19 protein-coding genes are annotated in these 17,298 nt (G+C 71.3%); 18 read left to right on the top strand and 1 reads right to left on the bottom strand.

Annotation, left to right across the window (positions count from 1 at the left end; genetic code table 11):
• The first annotated feature begins 280 nt into the window (after positions 1-280).
• Both ffh and IEY86_RS23310 read left to right on the top strand, forming a co-directional pair.
• Positions 281-1,825, top strand: a complete 1,545-nt coding sequence (gene ffh, locus IEY86_RS23315; RefSeq protein WP_189133777.1) for a signal recognition particle protein — start codon at positions 281-283, stop codon at positions 1,823-1,825.
• A gap of 64 nt (positions 1,826-1,889) precedes the next feature.
• Positions 1,890-2,423: a GNAT family N-acetyltransferase gene (locus IEY86_RS23310; protein WP_189133776.1), complete on the top strand. Its 534-nt coding sequence runs from the start codon at positions 1,890-1,892 to the stop codon at positions 2,421-2,423.
• Here the strand turns inward: IEY86_RS23310 and IEY86_RS23305 are convergent.
• Positions 2,404-3,297, bottom strand: a complete 894-nt coding sequence (locus IEY86_RS23305; protein ID WP_373287080.1) for a class I SAM-dependent methyltransferase — start codon at positions 3,295-3,297, stop codon at positions 2,404-2,406. The genes IEY86_RS23310 and IEY86_RS23305 overlap by 20 nt on opposite strands.
• Before the next feature lie 250 nt (positions 3,298-3,547).
• On the opposite strand from IEY86_RS23305, the gene proS reads away from it, so the two are divergent.
• From proS to dprA, 16 genes are all read left to right on the top strand, one after another.
• Positions 3,548-4,960 carry a proline--tRNA ligase gene (gene proS, locus IEY86_RS23300; RefSeq protein ID WP_189133775.1) on the top strand — a complete coding sequence of 471 codons (1,413 nt, stop codon included), beginning with the start codon at positions 3,548-3,550 and terminating at the stop codon, positions 4,958-4,960.
• 403 nt (positions 4,961-5,363) lie between these two features.
• Entirely contained in the window at positions 5,364-5,954 is a 591-nt protein-coding gene (locus tag IEY86_RS23295; RefSeq protein ID WP_189133774.1) for a hypothetical protein, read from the top strand.
• Between the two features lie 238 nt (positions 5,955-6,192).
• Positions 6,193-6,639 (top strand): 30S ribosomal protein S16, encoded by a 447-nt coding sequence (gene rpsP / locus IEY86_RS23290; protein WP_189133773.1) that lies wholly within the window; start codon positions 6,193-6,195, stop codon positions 6,637-6,639.
• Positions 6,640-6,641: 2 nt separating this feature from the next.
• Positions 6,642-6,881 carry an RNA-binding protein gene (locus tag IEY86_RS23285; protein ID WP_189133772.1) on the top strand — a complete coding sequence of 80 codons (240 nt, stop codon included), beginning with the start codon at positions 6,642-6,644 and terminating at the stop codon, positions 6,879-6,881.
• A gap of 191 nt (positions 6,882-7,072) precedes the next feature.
• Positions 7,073-7,603: a ribosome maturation factor RimM gene (rimM, locus tag IEY86_RS23280; protein ID WP_189133771.1), complete on the top strand. Its 531-nt coding sequence runs from the start codon at positions 7,073-7,075 to the stop codon at positions 7,601-7,603.
• Positions 7,603-8,412, top strand: coding sequence for a tRNA (guanosine(37)-N1)-methyltransferase TrmD (gene trmD / locus IEY86_RS23275; protein ID WP_189133770.1), 810 nt, complete (start codon positions 7,603-7,605; stop codon positions 8,410-8,412). The genes rimM and trmD overlap by 1 nt, the downstream gene beginning before the upstream one ends.
• A gap of 159 nt (positions 8,413-8,571) precedes the next feature.
• On the top strand, positions 8,572-8,922 hold the full coding sequence (gene rplS / locus IEY86_RS23270) for a 50S ribosomal protein L19 (protein WP_189133769.1): 351 nt from the start codon (positions 8,572-8,574) through the stop codon (positions 8,920-8,922).
• A 66-nt stretch (positions 8,923-8,988) separates the two neighbouring features.
• Complete coding sequence (lepB, locus tag IEY86_RS23265; protein ID WP_189133768.1) at positions 8,989-9,762, top strand: signal peptidase I; 774 nt, start codon at positions 8,989-8,991, stop codon at positions 9,760-9,762.
• A gap of 250 nt (positions 9,763-10,012) precedes the next feature.
• Positions 10,013-11,041: a signal peptidase I gene (gene lepB, locus IEY86_RS23260; RefSeq protein ID WP_229698684.1), complete on the top strand. Its 1,029-nt coding sequence runs from the start codon at positions 10,013-10,015 to the stop codon at positions 11,039-11,041.
• 2 nt (positions 11,042-11,043) lie between these two features.
• Complete coding sequence (gene lepB / locus IEY86_RS23255; RefSeq protein WP_373287079.1) at positions 11,044-12,132, top strand: signal peptidase I; 1,089 nt, start codon at positions 11,044-11,046, stop codon at positions 12,130-12,132.
• A gap of 174 nt (positions 12,133-12,306) precedes the next feature.
• The gene (gene lepB / locus IEY86_RS23250) at positions 12,307-13,083 is read left to right on the top strand and encodes a signal peptidase I (RefSeq protein WP_189133766.1); all 777 of its coding nucleotides are present in this window, start codon (positions 12,307-12,309) and stop codon (positions 13,081-13,083) included.
• The gene (locus tag IEY86_RS23245; RefSeq protein WP_189133765.1) at positions 13,076-13,573 is read left to right on the top strand and encodes an NUDIX hydrolase; all 498 of its coding nucleotides are present in this window, start codon (positions 13,076-13,078) and stop codon (positions 13,571-13,573) included. The genes lepB (IEY86_RS23250) and IEY86_RS23245 overlap by 8 nt, the downstream gene beginning before the upstream one ends.
• A gap of 42 nt (positions 13,574-13,615) precedes the next feature.
• Positions 13,616-13,933 (top strand): DUF2469 domain-containing protein, encoded by a 318-nt coding sequence (locus IEY86_RS23240; protein ID WP_189133764.1) that lies wholly within the window; start codon positions 13,616-13,618, stop codon positions 13,931-13,933.
• Between the two features lie 122 nt (positions 13,934-14,055).
• A complete protein-coding gene (locus IEY86_RS23235) occupies positions 14,056-14,415 on the top strand; it encodes a YraN family protein (RefSeq protein WP_189133763.1) in 360 nt (119 codons plus the stop codon).
• A complete protein-coding gene (locus IEY86_RS23230; protein ID WP_189133762.1) occupies positions 14,415-16,028 on the top strand; it encodes a YifB family Mg chelatase-like AAA ATPase in 1,614 nt (537 codons plus the stop codon). The genes IEY86_RS23235 and IEY86_RS23230 overlap by 1 nt, the downstream gene beginning before the upstream one ends.
• Positions 16,025-17,233 carry a DNA-processing protein DprA gene (gene dprA, locus IEY86_RS23225; RefSeq protein WP_189133761.1) on the top strand — a complete coding sequence of 403 codons (1,209 nt, stop codon included), beginning with the start codon at positions 16,025-16,027 and terminating at the stop codon, positions 17,231-17,233. The genes IEY86_RS23230 and dprA overlap by 4 nt, the downstream gene beginning before the upstream one ends.
• Positions 17,234-17,298 lie beyond the last annotated feature (65 nt).

The raw sequence follows: 17,298 nt of genomic DNA, 5'->3' as shown, positions 1-17,298 counted from the left end.
ACCGGTTGGAGGGCGTGGGCCACGCCTGTGCGGCGGTCCCGCGCGTACGGCGGTCCCAGGTGCGTACGACCGCTGGTCGGCTCCGGTCGGGGAAGCGGTCCCTGTCTCCGGGGAAGCGGTTCCCGTCCTCGGGGAAGTGGTTCCCGTCCTCGGGGAAAGCGGTTCTGCCCCGTTCCGGGCGTTCCCGCCCACGCGGGGCAGACCGCACCCTCGGCGGCCGGATACCCTGGGACTCGTTCTGTGCCCTGACCGCCCCCCGACCTGAGGATCCGCGACCGACGTGTTCGACACCCTTTCCGACCGCCTCGCAGCGACATTCAAGAGCCTCCGGGGCAAGGGACGCCTCACCGAGGCGGACATCGACGCCACGGCCCGCGAGATCCGCATCGCCCTGCTCGAGGCCGACGTGGCGCTGCCCGTCGTCCGCGCCTTCATCAAGCAGGTCAAGGAGCGCGCCCTCGGCGCCGCCGCCTCCCAGGCGCTCAACCCCGCCCAGCAGGTCGTCGACATCGTCAACGAGGAACTCATCGCGATCCTCGGCGGCGAGACCCGCCGGCTGCGGTTCGCGAAGAACCCGCCGACGGTCATCATGCTCGCGGGTCTGCAGGGTGCCGGTAAGACCACCCTCGCCGGAAAGCTCGGCCGCTGGCTGAAGTCGCAGGGCCACGCCCCGCTGCTCGTGGCCGCCGACCTCCAGCGCCCCAACGCGGTCAACCAGCTCGCCGTCGTCGCCGAGCGCGCAGGTGTCGCCGTCTTCGCCCCCGAGCCGGGCAACGGCGTCGGTGACCCCGTCCAGGTCGCCAAGGACTCCATCGAGCACGCCCGCATCAAGCAGCACGACGTCGTCGTCGTCGACACCGCCGGCCGCCTGGGTATCGACCAGGAGCTGATGCAGCAGGCCGCGGACATCCGCGACGCCGTGAACCCCGACGAGATCCTCTTCGTCGTCGACGCCATGATCGGCCAGGACGCGGTGAACACCGCGCAGGCCTTCCTCGAGGGCGTGGGCTTCGACGGCGTGGTCCTGTCCAAGCTCGACGGCGACGCCCGAGGCGGCGCCGCGCTGTCGGTCGCCCAGGTCACCGGCCGCCAGATCATGTTCGCCTCCAACGGTGAGAAGCTGGACGACTTCGACCAGTTCCACCCGGACCGCATGGCGTCCCGCATCCTCGGCATGGGCGACATGCTCAGCCTGATCGAGAAGGCGAAGGACACCTTCAGCCAGGCCGAGGCCGAGAAGATGGCCGAGAAGCTGGCGCGCGGCCCGAAGGAGTTCACGCTCGACGACTTCCTGGCCCAGATGGAGCAGGTCCGGAAGATGGGCTCCATCTCCAAGCTGCTCGGGATGCTGCCGGGCATGGGGCAGATCAAGGACCAGATCAACAACCTCGACGACCGGGACGTCGACCGTGTCGCCGCGATCATCAAGTCGATGACCCCGGGCGAGCGCGAGGACCCGAAGATCATCAACGGTTCGCGCCGCGCCCGTATCGCCCGTGGCTCCGGTGTCGAGGTCAGCGCCGTCAACAACCTCGTGGAGCGCTTCTTCGAGGCCCGCAAGATGATGTCCCGCATGGCCCAGGGCGGTGGCATGCCCGGTATGCCGGGGATCCCCGGCATGGGCGGGGGCGGCGCCAAGCGCAAGCCCAAGGCGCAGGTCAAGAAGGGCAAGAAGCGCAGCGGCAACCCCGCCAAGCGCGCCGCCGAGGAGAAGGCCGCCGCCGAGCGTGCCGCGACCGGCGGGGGAGCGTTCGGGATGCCGGGTGCCGCCCAGGCCCCGCAGGACTTCGAACTCCCGGACGAGTTCAAGAAGTTCATGGGCTGAGCCGGGCGGCTCAGGTCAAGGACCCCGTCGGCGCCGGTGTGCGGGCGGTTGCGATGATGGACGTATGCGCGTCCACATCCGCCCCCCGCAGCCGAGCGACGCCGACGCCTACACCACGGCCGTCCTGCGCTCGGCCGAGCACATCGGCCCGTGGAACCCCGTTGACCCGAACGGGTTGCCCGAGCTGCTGCGGCGCCAGGGTCCGTCCCTGCGGTCGTTCCTCATCATCGACAACGAGGACGGCGGCATCGTCGGCAAGGTGAACGTCGCGAACATCGTCCGCGCCCGCTTCCGCAACGGGGCCCTCGGCTACGACTCCTACGTCCCCTACGAGGGCACGGGCAGGATGACCGAGGGCATGCGCCTGGTCGTGGACCGGTGCTTCACCGAATACCCCGAGGGCCTGGGGCTGCACCGTCTGGAGATCAATGTGCAGCCCGAGAACGACCGCTCGATCGCGATGGCCAAGCGCCTCGGCTTCCGCCACGAGGGCTTCTCGCCGCGCATGCTCTTCATCAACGACGCCTGGCGCGACCACGAGCGGTTCGCGCTCACCGCGGAGGAGTGGCCGGGGTTCGCTACGCCGTCCGGGCGATGACATACCGGAAGACGTTGTCCATCCGGATACTGCCGTCGGAGAGCCGGAAGCAGTGCAGCGCCTCCGTCAGCTCCTTCTCCACCTGCGTCGGGTCCGTCGCCTCCACGGCGGCGTCGAACAGCCCCGTCGAGCACAGGCCCCGCACCGCGCTGTCCATGTCCGGATAGGCGAACGGGCAGGCCACCCGGCCGGAGCCGTCGGGCCGCAGCCCCGCCCGCACCGCGATGTCCTCCAGGTCGTCCGGCCCGCTCAGGCGGAAGGGGTCGCAGGCGGCATAGCCCTGTGTCGGTTCGGCCAGACGGGCGGCGAGCCGCAGCACCTGACCCGTCCGGCACCGCTCCGGCGGCCCCCAGCCGGCCAGGACGACCGGGCTGCCGCGTTCGGCCAGACGGGCGGCGGCGGACAGCAGCCGCTCGGGCTCCGCCAGGGTGCACAGGTCGTCGAAGACGGTGATCACGTTGTAGGGGTCGCAGGGTGCGCGGCCCAGCGGCCTCGACGGGACCGACGGCACCAGGGCGGCCACGGCGGACATCCGGGAGCGGGTCCTCGGACTCAGCCGCGGAATCGTTCCGCCAGGGGCGGCCTCGGCCGGCAGCAACCTCTCCCGGGCCAGCGCGAGCCGCTCCGGCTCGTCCTCCACACCGGTGACCGACGCCCCGCGAGCGGCCGCCATCAGCAGCGCCAGACCGGAGCCGCAGCCCAGGCCCAGCACCCGCGAGTCGGGCCCCACGTCCAGCCGCTGGTAGACGGCGTCGTACAGCGGTACGAGCATGCGCTCCTGAATCTCCGCCCAGTCGCGCGCACGGGCCCGGAAGTCCGCGGCACCTTCGCCGCGGCGCCCGCGGGGTGCCTGTCGTGCCAGAACAGAAGCCATCAGACGCCGCCCCTTCGAGCTGCGGTCGGTTGCGCCCCCAGTCGTGCTCCCCATGGGTGCATCGGTACCTCGTCGGTGCATCCGCGCTCGGTCGTGCGCTCCCGCTCGGTGGCTCACGGTCGAGCTTCCACTACGCCAGGGAACCCCTGTTTGGCCCCGGCGTCCAGAGGGCGGGGGGCATGCCTTCGCCCCCGTATCGGACCCCGCTCCGATTCACGGTCGGGGCGGGCTTCGCCGTACCATCAGCGCCATGGCAAAGGCTCCCGTGCTCACTCCCCAGGCGGACGATTTCCCGCGCTGGTACCAGGATTTGATCAACAAGGCCGAACTCGCGGACAACGGCCCGGTGCGCGGCACCATGGTCATCCGCCCGTACGGCTATTCCCTGTGGGAGCGGATGCAGCAGGAGCTGGACGCCCGGATCAAGGAGGCGGGCGCCTCCAACGCCTACTTCCCGCTCTTCATCCCACAGTCTTACCTGACTCGTGAGGCTGAGCACGTCGAGGGCTTCAGCCCCGAGCTCGCGGTGGTCACCCACGGAGGCGGCAAGGAGCTCGAAGAGCCCGTCGTCGTGCGCCCCACCTCCGAGACGATCATCAACGAGTACTTCTCCAAGTGGGTGCAGAGCTACCGGGACCTGCCCCTGCTGATCAACCAGTGGGCCAACGTCGTCCGCTGGGAGATGCGCCCCCGGGTCTTCCTGCGCACCACGGAGTTCCTGTGGCAGGAGGGCCACACCGCGCACGCCACCTACGAGGACGCCCGCGACTACGCCGCCCGCATCCTCCACGAGGTCTACGCCGACTTCATGGTCGAGGTCCTCGGCATCTCGGTGGTGCTGGGCCGCAAGACCGGCAGGGAGCGGTTCGCCGGGGCCATCAACACCCTCGCGCTCGAGGGCATGATGCGCGACGGCAAGGCGCTCCAGATGGGCACCAGCCACGAACTCGGCCAGAACTTCGCCAGGGCGTTCAACACGCAGTACCTGTCCAAGGACGGCCGGCAGGAACTCGTCTGGCAGACCTCGTGGGGTGTCTCCACCCGTATGGTCGGCGGCCTGATCATGTCGCACGGCGACGACAACGGGCTGCGGGTGCCGCCGCGCCTGGCGCCGGTCCAGGCCGTGGTCATGGCGATCAAGGGCGACGACGCCGTGATCGCCAAGGTCCGTGAGATCGGGGACCGGCTCAAGGCCGCGGGCGTGCGCGTCGTCGTCGACGACCGCACCGACACCCCGTTCGGACGCCGGGCCGTGGACTGGGAGCTCAAGGGCGTCCCGGTGCGCGTCGAGATCGGCCCCCGCGACCTCGAGGGCGGCACCGCGATGCTGGCCCGCCGTATCCCCGGCGGCAAGGAACCGGTGCCCGTCGACGGCATCGCCGAGCTCGTCACGGCGGCGCTGGAGGAGGACCAGGCGCAGCTCCTGCGCGAGTCCAGGGAGCGCCGCGAGGCCAACACGGCGGACGTGAGCACGATCGGAGAGGCCCTCGAGGCCTCCTCCAGCGGCTGGGCCCGCATCCCGTGGGCCGACCTCGGCCCGGAGGGCGAGGCCAAGCTCGCCGAGGAGGCCGTGACCGTGCGCTGCCTCGTCGCCCCCGACGGATCGGTTCCGGACAGCGAGGACGCTTCCGGCACGCTCGCCGTGGTGGGCCGCGCATACTGAGACCGCTTGCCGAACGGGGCCCGACAGGGCCCGAACGGAGCTGAACGGGCTTGCGGGGCAGGCCCGTTCGGGTTTTCCCCGCCGATTCCGGCGGGGAGCGTGCGCCGTCGGAAGGGGAACGCGGCCGTGGTACTGAACCGGCGTTCAGTCGCAGGGCGGTTCAATCCGCCGGTCGGACCTGGTATGAACGTGATCGGATCACGTCGCGCGCCTGACGATCAACGGCTACACATCCGTGCGTAGAAGGCGATACGTACCTTCGGTGGCGGGTTGGCGTAGTCCCTCCGCTGTTATCCGCAGCCGCCCTCGGTACGGCGGGTGAGTGGGTACTGACCAGTACGTGCAAATTATTTGGGATGGCCCGGAATCGGAACACCGGGCCATCCCGTTTCGTTGACACGACGTGAGCACGACACCATTTGTACTTGCCGCCGAACTGGCAGCCGCCTGGGCAGACATCCAGCGTCACCACCCGGAGCTGCCGAATCTGGCCGCGCCCGAATCGCTCATCGGAGAGTCCTCGTCAGCATGCGGGACCGAGCTCTCCTTCGAACGGCTGTTGCACGAGGCCGTCCACGGAATCGCCGCCGCCCGCGGAGTCCGGGACACCTCGCGTGCCGGCCGGTACCACAACCGACGGTTCCTGGCCATCGCCGACGAGATGGGCCTGGACCACTCCGAACAGCCGCATCCCAGCAGTGGCTTCTCGCTCGTCGTCATGCGTCCGGAGACCAAGCGGCGCTACCGCACGACGATCGAGCGGCTCCAGCGGGCCCTGGGGGCGCACACGAAGGCCACCGCCGCCGACACGGCGAAGTCGTTCCGCGGACCTGCCGCCCGGCACGGCTCCTCCGGCGGCGGTGTGCGCGTCAAAGCGGTGTGCGACTGCGGGAGGAACGTACGGGTCGTCCCGTCCGTCCTTGCCCAGGCGCCGATCACCTGCGGGGCGTGCGGTGAGCCGTTCCGCATCCCGGAGGTGATGGCGGTCGGATGACGCCCCGCCCCCGCCGGGTGGCACTGCGGGGGCAGTGGTCGAGGGGACCGGCCGGGGCAGGGCGCAGGGGGTGTCCGGCCGGTGTCCAGCGTGTGGCAGAATGGACCGCTGAGTACTCGGCAGCCGCACAGGAACCCTCTCTCCTCCGGCTGGCGCGTCCGTTCGAGCATTCGGCTCCCACAACCCCACGTGGTGCTCCGCGTGCTCAACCACGTCAAGACCAGGAGACACCACTCCAGTGGCAGTCAAGATCAAGCTGAAGCGACTGGGCAAGATCCGGTCGCCGCACTACCGCATCGTCGTCGCCGACTCGCGTACCCGCCGTGACGGTCGCGCGATCGAGGAGATCGGCCTGTACCACCCGGTGCAGAACCCCTCCCGCATCGAGGTCGACTCCGAGCGCGCGCAGTACTGGCTGGGCGTCGGCGCCCAGCCGACCGAGCCCGTGCTGGCCATCCTCAAGGTCACGGGCGACTGGCAGAAGTTCAAGGGCCTCCCGGCTCCTGAGCCGATGAAGGTCGCCGCGCCCAAGGCCGACAAGCGCGTCCTCTTCGAGGCCGCGGCCAAGGAGGCCGGGGACGAGCCCAAGGGCGAGGCCATCACGCCGAAGGCCAAGAAGAGCGAGAAGAAGGACGACGAGGCCGCTGCCGCCGAGTCGGCCGAGACCTCTTCCACCGAGGCCTGAGCATGCTCGAGGAAGCCCTCGAGCACCTGGTGAAGGGCATCGTCGACAACCCCGACGACGTTTCGGTCGCCTCCCGCGACCTGCGCCGCGGGCGCGTACTCGAGGTCCGGGTCCACCCCGACGACCTCGGGAAGGTGATCGGCCGCAACGGCCGCACCGCTCGTGCGCTGCGCACCGTCGTCGGCGCACTCGGCGGCCGGGGCGTCCGGGTCGACCTCGTCGACGTGGACCAGGTCCGCTGAGCTCGTAACTGCTCGAAAACGCCGGCTCGGGCCGGGTGGGACGCCACGTCCTGCCCGGCCCGCAGTCGCTTCCAGGCCGCCAGGGCAGACCGTTCACAAAGGCCGCGGGGCCAGACCGTTCACGAAGGCCGCGGAGGCAGACCGTTCACGAAGGCCGCCGACGCAGGCCGTTCCCACAGGAGAGTCACACCGTGCAGCTCGTAGTTGGCCGCATCGGCCGCGCCCACGGCATCAAGGGCGAGGTCACGGTCGAGGTGCGCACCGACGAGCCCGAGCTGAGGCTCGGGCCGGGCGCGGTGCTGCTCACCGACCCGCCCTCCGTCGGCCCCCTGACCATCGAGACCGGCCGTGTGCACAGCGGCCGCCTGCTGCTGCGCTTCGAGGGTGTGCCCGACCGCACCGCCGCCGAGGGGCTGCGCAACACCCTGCTGATCGCCGAGGTCGACCCCGAGGAGGTCCCGGAGGACCCCGAGGAGTTCTACGACCACCAGCTGATCGACCTCGACGTGGTGACCGTCGAGGGCGCAGAGGTCGGCCGGATCGCCGAGATCGCGCACCTGCCCTACCAGGACCTGCTCGTGGTCCGCCGGAAGGACGGTGGTGAGGTGCTGATCCCGTTCGTCTCCGAGATCGTCCCCGAGATCGACCTCGAGGAGCAGCGGGCCGTCATCGACCCGCCCCCGGGTCTGCTCGGCGACCTCGACGAGGACACCCACCGCTGATGCGCATCGACGTCGTCACGATCTTCCCCGAGTACCTGGAACCGCTGAACGTGTCCCTGGTCGGCAAGGCCCGCACGCGCGGGCAGCTCGACGTGCGCGTGCACGACCTTCGGTCCTTCACGCACGACAAGCACCGCACCGTGGACGACACCCCGTTCGGTGGCGGCCCCGGCATGGTGATGAAGCCCGAGCCGTGGGGTGAGGCCCTGGACTCGGTCGCCGCGTCGGGCGAGGAGCTGCCGACCCTCGTCGTCCCGACGCCCAGCGGGCGCCCGTTCACCCAGGAGCTCGCCGTCGAGCTGGCCGAGCGGCCCTGGCTCGTCTTCACCCCCGCACGCTACGAGGGCATCGACCGGCGGGTGATCGATGAGGCCTCGACCCGTATGCCGGTCGAGGAGGTCTCCATCGGGGACTACGTCCTCGCGGGCGGCGAGGCGGCCGTCCTCGTCATCGTCGAGGCCGTGGCCAGGCTCCTGCCGGGAGTGCTCGGCAACGCCGAGTCCCACCGCGACGACTCCTTCGCCCCCGGCGCCATGGCCGACCTCCTCGAGGGCCCCGTCTACACCAAGCCCCCCGAGTGGCGCGGCCGGACCGTCCCCGAGGTGCTGCTGTCCGGCCACCACGGGAAGATCGCCCGCTGGCGCCGCGACGAGGCGTTCCGCCGCACCGCGGCCCTGCGACCGGACCTGATCGAGCGGTGCGACCCGGCCACGTTCGACAAGCACGACCGCCGGCTGCTGGAGGAGCTGGGCTGGGTGCCCGGCCCCGACGGACGGTTTTGGCGGTCGCCCGCGGCTGTGGAAGAATAGGCCGCTGCTGTACGGCCGTCGAACGCCACGCCAGAGCGCGAGGCGCGACCGGTGCCCCTGCCACAGGGGGAACGCCGATCGCCGGACCCGCCAGCACCCCCTACCGCATCACGACACACCGCTGATGACCTGTGGCATCAGCGAGGAGAGCAGACGGTCATGCACCTTCTCGACGACATCGACGCCGCATCGCTGCGCGACGACATCCCGGCGTTCCGCCCCGGCGACACCGTGAACGTCCACGTTCGCGTCATCGAGGGCAACCGCTCCCGCGTCCAGCAGTTCAAGGGCGTCGTCATCCGCCGCCAGGGCGCGGGCGTGCGCGAGACCTTCACGGTCCGCAAGGTCAGCTTCAGCGTCGGCGTGGAGCGCACCTTCCCGGTGCACACCCCGATCGTTGAGAAGATCGAGGTCGTGACCCGCGGCGACGTGCGCCGCGCCAAGCTGTACTACCTGCGCGAGCTGCGCGGAAAGGCCGCCAAGATCAAGGAGAAGCGCGACAACGCCTGATCCGGCGGCGCGCGGTCTTCGGACTCTTAACAGGTGTTCACCACCGGCCGGATAGGCTCAGCCGCGATGGACACCGGCGATCGACTCTCGGAGCGCGACCGCACTTCGGCCCCAGGGCGGAAGGAGCGGTCGCGCTTCGCTGTGCTCCGGGCGCGGTACGCCCGCGGGCGCGGCAGCCGCCGTCGTGAGGCCGCCTGGGTGGCCGTGCTGTGCCTGACCGGCCTCGCCGTGGTGAACGGTTTCGTGGCCCAGCCCTTCCTCGTGCCCAGCGGCTCGATGGACAACACCCTGCGGGTCGGCGACCGGATCCTGGTCAACAAGCTGGCGTACCGATTCGGCAACCAGGTGCGGCGCGGTGACGTCGTGGTCTTCGACGGCACCGGATCGTTCGTCCAGGAGGGTGAGTTCCCGCGACCGAACCCGGTGGCGGAGCTGTTCCGCAAGGGCGCGGGCCTCGTCGGCTTCGCCCGCCCGGGGGAGACCGACTACACCAAAAGGGTGATCGGAATCGCCGGGGACCGGGTCACATGCTGTGACAAGCGGGGACGTATCGAGGTCAACGGCGTCGCGGTGGACGAGAGGGGGAATCTCTACCCCGGGGACGCCGCGTCCGGCGTCCCGTTCGACATCGTCGTGCCGGAGGGGAAGCTTTTCGTGCTCGGAGACCACCGCTCCCGATCCCGGGACTCGCGGGACCACCTCGGTGAGCCGGGGGGCGGCATGGTGCCCGTGGGCAAGGTGATCGGCCGCGCGGACTGGATCGTGTGGCCGCTGGGCCGAACGGGGGAGCTGAAGCGGCCCCCGGGATATACGCGTGTGCCGGACGGTGCTCATGGGTAATCGGGGGCGGACCCGCCACGCGCGCGGTCCACGGGGCGGCAATGGACCGGAACGGCCGCGGCACGGCGCCGGAGGACCGGCGGACGGCGGGCGGTCGGGCAGTGGACGTGCGGGCGGTGGACGTCGGGACCCCGGGCCGCCGGCTCCTGGGCGCGCCGACCCGGGACGCCCCGACCCGGGACGCCCCGATCCTGGGCGCCCCGATCCGGGACGGGTCAACGGTGTCGGCTGGGGCCAGCCCCCGCCACGGGTGGAGCGCGCCGACTACCTCCTCCAGGGCGACCAGTTCCTGCCCACCGAGGAGGACCGCGCGGTCGCCCGCGCCGGCCGCGCCGACGCCCCCGCCCCACCCACGGGGGGGCGTGCCGAGCGCCGCAGGGCCGCCAAGCGGGCCAAGACCCGGCGCCGGCTGAGGGCCACCCGCGAAGTGCCGATCCTCGTCGTCACGGCGCTGCTGATCGCGCTGCTGCTGAAGACCTTCCTGCTCCAGGCGTTCTCCATCCCCTCGGGGTCGATGGAGAACACCATCCGCATCGGCGACCGCGTGGTCGTCGACAAGCTCACGCCCTGGTTCGGCTCCACACCGCGCCGCGGGGACGTCGTGGTCTTCAAGGACCCCGGCCACTGGCTCGACGGCCAGCCCCCCGCCAAGCAGGACCCGCCCGGAGTCAAGCAGGTCAAGTCGTTCTTCACGTTCATCGGACTGCTGCCGTCCGCCAATGAGCAGGACCTGATCAAGCGGGTCATCGGGGTGGGCGGCGACACGGTCCAGTGCTGCGACAAGAACGGCAAGGTCACCGTCAACGGCCAGCCGCTCGACGAGCCCTACCTCCACCCCGGCAATGAGCCGTCCAAGATCAAGTTCAAGGTCAACGTGCCCCGCGGACGCATCTTCGTCATGGGCGACCACCGCGCCAACTCCGCCGATTCGCGCTTCCACCTCGACGACGGCAAGAATGGCACCGTCCCGGTGGACCTCGTCGTGGGCAGGGCGTTCGTCATCGCGTGGCCGACCGGTCACTGGCGGCGTCTGGAGGAACCCGAGACGTATGCCTCGGTGCCCGATCGCGCAAGGACCGCAACTGCCCTCGGAAGCACCGCAATCACCAAGAATCCGCCGGAAACGCGCGTACCCCCGGTTCCCCCGGAACTTCCGCTCGTTATGACTGTGGTGGGCCTGCTGCCAGGCAGGGCGGTGGCTCTCCGACCCCGGGTCCGCAGGCGGACCCGGGACGACACTCATGGCGACGACACGCATGGCAGGGACAGGGAGGAGTAGCTGTGGGGGACCTGGTGGTCGGCGCACGGTCCGGGTCCGGTGAACCGGAGGGTCGGGGTGTCCCGGCCGGCGCGGCACAACCGGAGACGACGAGCGAGACGACCGAGGCGTCCGGCACGGCCGCCCCGTCCGTGGAAGGAAGGACAGTGAGCTGGGAGCGCCCGGAGGACGCCGGGGGCCGTGAGAGCGCCGAGGCGGGCGCGGGGATCCCGCGCGGCGGCGCGGACGGCTCCGGCACGGGCGGATCCGGCGGCGAACGCGGTGGCGGGTCGGGTGACGGCCGGAGCGACGGACCGCGAGGCGGCAGCCATCGTGCCGCGCGCGGCGAGAAGAAACAGCGCTCGTTCTGGAAAGAGCTGCCCATCCTCGTCGGCATCGCGCTCGTCCTCGCCCTGGTCATCAAGACCTTCTTCGTCCAGGCGTTCTCCATCCCCTCCGACTCCATGCAGAACACGCTGCAGCGCGGTGACCGGGTGCTCGTCGACAAGTTCACCCCGTGGTTCGGCGCCCAGCCCGAGCGCGGCGAGGTCGTCGTCTTCCATGACCCGGGCGGCTGGCTCAACGAGCCGACGGCCAGGCCCAACGCCCTGCAGAAGGCACTCAGCTTCATCGGCCTCATGCCGTCCGCCGAGGAGAAGGACCTGATCAAGCGGGTCATCGCGGTCGGCGGCGACACCGTCGAGTGCGAGGGCACCGGCCCGGTCAAGGTCAACGGCAAGGCACTGGACGAGCCGTACATCTTCCCCGGCGCCACCCCCTGCGGCGACCGCCCGTTCAAGCCCGTCAAGGTGCCCCAGGGGCGCCTGTGGGTGATGGGCGACCACCGCAACGACTCACTGGACTCCCGCTACCACCAGGACCTGCCGGGCCACGGCACCATCGACCAGGACCAGGTCGTCGGCCGCGCCTTCGTCATCGCCTGGCCGATCGGCCGGTGGGACACCTTGCCCGTGCCGAAGACGTTCGACCAGCTCGGACTCGGCGCCGGGGCGGGTGCGGGCGGCGCGGCACCGGCCGCGCTGGGCCTGGCCGGAGCCGTCCCGCTGGTCCTGCTCAACCGCAGGCGCCTGCTGCGCAGCGGGGACCGCTGAGCAGGCGCGTTCCGGGAGCGTGTTCCCGGATCGGTGGGGGCGCGCGGCCGCGCGGACCGTGCCCCGCCCACCCGCTCTGCTGACTGAATCCCGTACTGCCGGGTAGTGTGCGCTGGCGAGACTCGTTTTCCGACGTGTCTGCCAGGAACAGCCAGCGGGGCGGGAGAGCGGCCGATGGGGAGCAGTACCACGAGCAGTACTCCAGCGGTGAACGGCGGGAGCGGTGGTTCCGCGAGGGAGGACGGCAAAGCCGGCTCCCGCGGGCTGCGTGTGCTCTCCGGCACGGCCGTGGCCCTCGGCATGGCGCTGCTGATCGGCGGCTTCGTGCTCGGCGCCATCGACTACCGGCCGTTCTCCGTGCCCACGGACTCCATGGACCCCACCGTGGCGGCCGGTGACCGGCTGATGGCCCAGCGGATAGACGGCGGCGACGTGCGCCGCGGCGATGTGGTGATCTTCAACGACGCCGTGTGGGGCGATGTCCCGATGCTCAAGCGCGTCGTCGGGATCGGCGGCGACAAGGTCGCCTGCTGCGACAAGCGGGGACGTCTCAAGGTCAACGGCAAGTCCGTCGACGAGCCGTACCTGAAGTCCAAGGACAGCCCCGCCTCGCCCACCGGGTTCTCTGCCAAGGTCCCCGCCGGCCACCTGTTCCTCCTCGGCGACAACCGCAACACCTCCGCCGACTCGCGCAGCCACCTCACCGACGACCAGGGAACCGTGCCGCGCTCCGCCGTGACCGCCCGTGTCGACGCCACCGTGTGGCCGATGGGACGGATGGGGTTCACCGAGCACGTCACGGCATTCGCCGACGTCGGCTCGGTCTCGCGGCCCGGCCCGCTCAAGTGGCTGCTCGCGGCCTGCCTCGCCGGAGCCGTGCTCGTCTTCGCCGGGGCCGCCGCGGGGCCCGTGGCCGCCCGAGCCGCACGACGCAGGGCGCGGCGTGCCTGAGGCGCCTGCCGAGGTCCGCCGGGCGGCCCGGGTCGTCCTTCTCGACCCGGACGACCGCATCCTTCTCATGCACGGCTTCGAACCGGCCGACACCTCGCGGACCTGGTGGTTCACACCCGGTGGAGGGGCGGAGGCGGGGGAGAGCCTGGAGGAGGCGGCCCGGCGGGAGGTGGCCGAGGAGACAGGGATCGACGCGTTCGAGCTCGGTCCGGTGATCTGGCGGCGGCGCAGTTCCTTCGCCTTCGCCGGGCGCCGGTGGTCCAACGACGAGTGGTACTTCCTCGGCCGCACCGAAGTGACGGCCTGGGACACCTCCGGTCTGACCGAGCTGGAGCGGGCCACCACGGCCGGTCTGCGCTGGTGGAGCCGGAAGGAGCTGCTGGAGACCCGGGAGACCGTCTATCCGCCGGGCCTGGGCGGCCTGCTCGGGGCCCTGCTGGAAGCCGGTCCGCCGGCCGTTCCGCTGGTGCTGGACTCGCAGGACGAGTGACTGGTTCACAATGGGGGGACGTAAGGCAGAAGGGGATATGCCATGAGTGCGGAGGACCTCGAAAAGTACGAAACCGAGATGGAGCTCAAGCTCTACCGGGAGTACCGCGACGTCGTCGGGCTGTTCAAGTATGTGATCGAGACGGAGCGGCGTTTCTACCTCACCAACGACTACGAGATGCAGGTGCACTCGGTGCAGGGCGAGGTGTTCTTCGAGGTCTCGATGGCGGATGCCTGGGTGTGGGACATGTACCGCCCGGCTCGCTTCGTCCGGAAGGTGAGAGTGCTGACGTTCAAGGATGTCAACATCGAGGAACTCACCAAGAATGACCTGGAACTGCCCTCCGACACATCCATGTAAAGCTCATAATTCACTCCTTCGAGTGCCCGAGATATTCACAACTGCCGGGTAATCCACAGTTTTCGCCGCCGCTCGGCGTGAATTCTCCGCAACCGCCACAGTCGGTCGCGGAGGTGGTGGCCATGAACGCCCGAGCGGCACTTGGCAGATACGGCGAGCGGGTCGCGGGACGCTGGCTCGCCGACCGGGGGATGACCGTCCTGGAGCGCAACTGGCGCTGTCGGTACGGCGAGATCGACATCATCGCTCGCGACGGCGACACAATCGTCATGTGCGAGGTCAAGACCCGCTCCGGCGGCGGATATCAGCATCCGCTCGCCGCCGTTGGACAGGTCAAGACCGATCGCCTCAGACTCCTGGCCGAGCGGTGGCTCACCGAGCACGGAGGAGCCCCACCGGGCGGAGTGCGCATCGATGTGGTCGGCGTGCTGCGCCGAAGGCGGGGCGCCGCAGCGGTCGAGCACGTCCGCGGGGTGCTGTGATGGCCTTCGCACGCACCTGCGCGGTCGCCCTCGTGGGGGTCGACGGAGTCGTGGTCGAGGTCCAGGCCGACCTCGAGCCGGGCCTGGCGGCCTTCGCCCTGGTCGGGCTTCCCGACAAGAGCCTGTCCGAGGCCAAGGACCGGGTCAGGGCCGCCGTCGTCAACAGCGGCGAGGAATGGCCCCAGCGCAAGCTCACCGTCGGCCTGAGTCCGGCATCGGTGCCCAAGAGCGGAAGCGGGTTCGACCTCGCCGTGGCCTGCGCGGTCCTCGCCGCCGCCGAGCGCATCGCGCCCAGGGACATCGCCGATGTCCTCATGGTCGGCGAACTCGGCCTCGACGGCCGCGTGCGGCCCGTCCGCGGAGTCCTGCCCGCCGTCCTGGCGGCCGCCGACGCCGGTTACCGGCATGTCGTCGTCCCCGAGCAGACCGCGGCCGAGGCCGCCCTCGTCCCCGGCGTGTCGGTGCTCGGGGTGCGCACCCTGCGCCAGCTCATCGCCGTACTCAACGACGAACCCGTCCCCGAGCAGACCCCGGACGACGCGGAACAGGGCAGGCCCGATCCCATGCTCGCCGGCCTCGCGCTCCCCGGAGCGGGGGCGCTCGGCTGCCCCGAAGGCGTCGACCGGCGCCTCGACATGGCGGACGTCGCCGGGCAGTACGAGGCCCGCCAAGCCCTGGAGATCGCCGCCGCCGGAGGCCACCACCTCTACCTGAAAGGGCCGCCAGGAGCCGGCAAGACGATGCTCGCCGAACGGCTGCCCGCCCTGCTGCCCCCGCTGACCGCCCGGCAGGCCCTGGAGGTCACCGCCGTGCACTCGGTCGCGGGGCTCCTGCCCGCGGGCAAACCCCTGGTGGACGTCCCGCCCTACTGCGCGCCGCACCACAGCGCCACCATGCCGGCCATCGTCGGGGGAGGCAGCGGCCTGCCCCGCCCCGGAGCGGTCTCCCTCGCCCACCGAGGCGTGCTCTTCATGGACGAGGCCCCGGAGTTCTCCGGCCGGGTCCTCGACGCCCTGCGCCAGCCCCTGGAGTCCGGCCATGTCGTCGTGGCCCGCTCGGCCGGCTCCCTGCGCCTGCCTGCCCGCTTCCTGCTCGTCCTGGCCGCCAACCCCTGCCCGTGCGGCAGATTCTCCCTCCTGCGGGAGGGCTGCCAGTGCACCCCCGCCATGATCCGCCGCTACCAGTCCCGCCTGTCCGGCCCCCTGCTCGACCGGGTGGACCTGCGAGTCGAGGTCCAGCCGGTCGGCCGCGAGGAACTCCTCGGCCGCGGCGAGGACGCCGAACCCACCCACGCGGTGGCCGCCCGCGTCCACCACGCCAGGGAACGCGCCGCGGAGCGCTACGCCGACACCCCCTGGCGCACCAACAGCGAAGTGCCCGGCCATGAACTGCGCACCCGGTGGCGGGTCGACCCGGGAGCCATGGACGCCGCCGAACGGGAAATGGAGCGCGGCCTTCTCACCGCCCGAGGACTCGACCGGGTGATCAGGGTCGCCTGGACCGTCGCCGACCTCGCGGGCCGCGACCGGCCGGAGGCCGACGACATCCGTGTCGCCCTCGAGCTGCGCACCGAGGTCAGAAGGGGAGCACTGACGGCAGGACGCGTGCCATGACCGTCAGCGACCAGGAAAGGCACGCCCGAGCCGCCCTCACCAGGATCGCCGAGCCCGCCGACACCGCCATGGGCCGCCTCCTGCGGGACCACACCCCCGAGGAGGCTCTCCGGCGACTGACCACGGACGCGGACCTCCCGGGGATCAGCGAGCGCAAGCTCGACGGATACCGCACCAGGCTCGACGGCCCCGCCCCCCAGGACGACCTGGCCGCGATCGACTCACTCGGCGGCAGATTCGTCTGCCCCGGCGACCCCGAGTGGCCCCGGCAGCTGGACGACCTCGGCGACCAGCGCCCCTACGGCCTGTGGGTGCGCGGCGCACCCTCCCTGCGCCTGCTGGCCCTGCGCTCGGTGGCGGTCGTCGGCGCCCGCGCCTGCACCGCCTACGGCGCCCATGTGGCGAGCGGCCTGTGCGCCGATCTGGGGGAGCTGGGCTGGGCCGTCGTCTCAGGAGCGGCCTACGGTGTCGACGCGGCAGCGCACCGGGGGTCCCTGTCCGTCGGCGGCGCCACCGTCGCCGTCGTCGCCTCCGGCGTCGACGTCCCCTACCCGAGAGGCCATGCCCAACTCCTGCGGCGCATCGCCGAACAGGGCCTGCTCATCGCCGAACTGCCCCCGGGCGAGCATCCCACCCGAAGCCGATTCATCCTCAGGAACCGCGTCATCGCCGCGCTCACCCCAGGCACCGTGGTCGTGGAGGCCGAGTACCGCAGCGGAGCCCTGATCACGGCCCGGCGCGCCGCCGAGCTGGGCCGCTTTACCATGGCCGTGCCCGGCCCGGTCACCAGCGCCCTGTCCGGCGGCGCCCATGAACTCCTGCGCGGGGAGGCGGTGTTGGTCACCAGAGCGGCCGAGGTCGTGGAGCTGTGCGGCAGCATCGGCGACCTCGCCTCCGAGCGGCGCGGCCACATGATGGCCAGGGACCTGCTGCCCTCGAGGGCGGCACGTGTCCTGGAGGCCGTGCCACCGGGCGACGGCGCCTCGCCCCAAGCCATCGCCAAGGCCGCGGGAGTCGTCCTCGACGAGGCACTGGCCGCGCTGCACGAACTCCTGCCCATGGGCTTCGTCGCGCGCCGCGCCACCCGCTGGCGCCTGGTCCCCAGCGTGGCCAACACCCGCGCGTCGCCTCAGGCCGCCACAACGGGCCCCGCCGAACGGTCCGACATGACGGCCCCCGCCGAACGCTACGGCGTGCGCGGGTGATGGATGCCGGGCTGACGAACAGGCGTGCAGCCCTTCCCCCGCGGGCGGGTCAACACACCATCAGG

This window comes from Wenjunlia tyrosinilytica (genome assembly GCF_014646055.1).
GTDB lineage: Bacteria > Actinomycetota > Actinomycetes > Streptomycetales > Streptomycetaceae > Wenjunlia > Wenjunlia tyrosinilytica.
The sequence above is the reverse complement of the archived record's forward strand: the minus strand, read 5'-3'. Positions and strand labels throughout refer to the sequence as shown.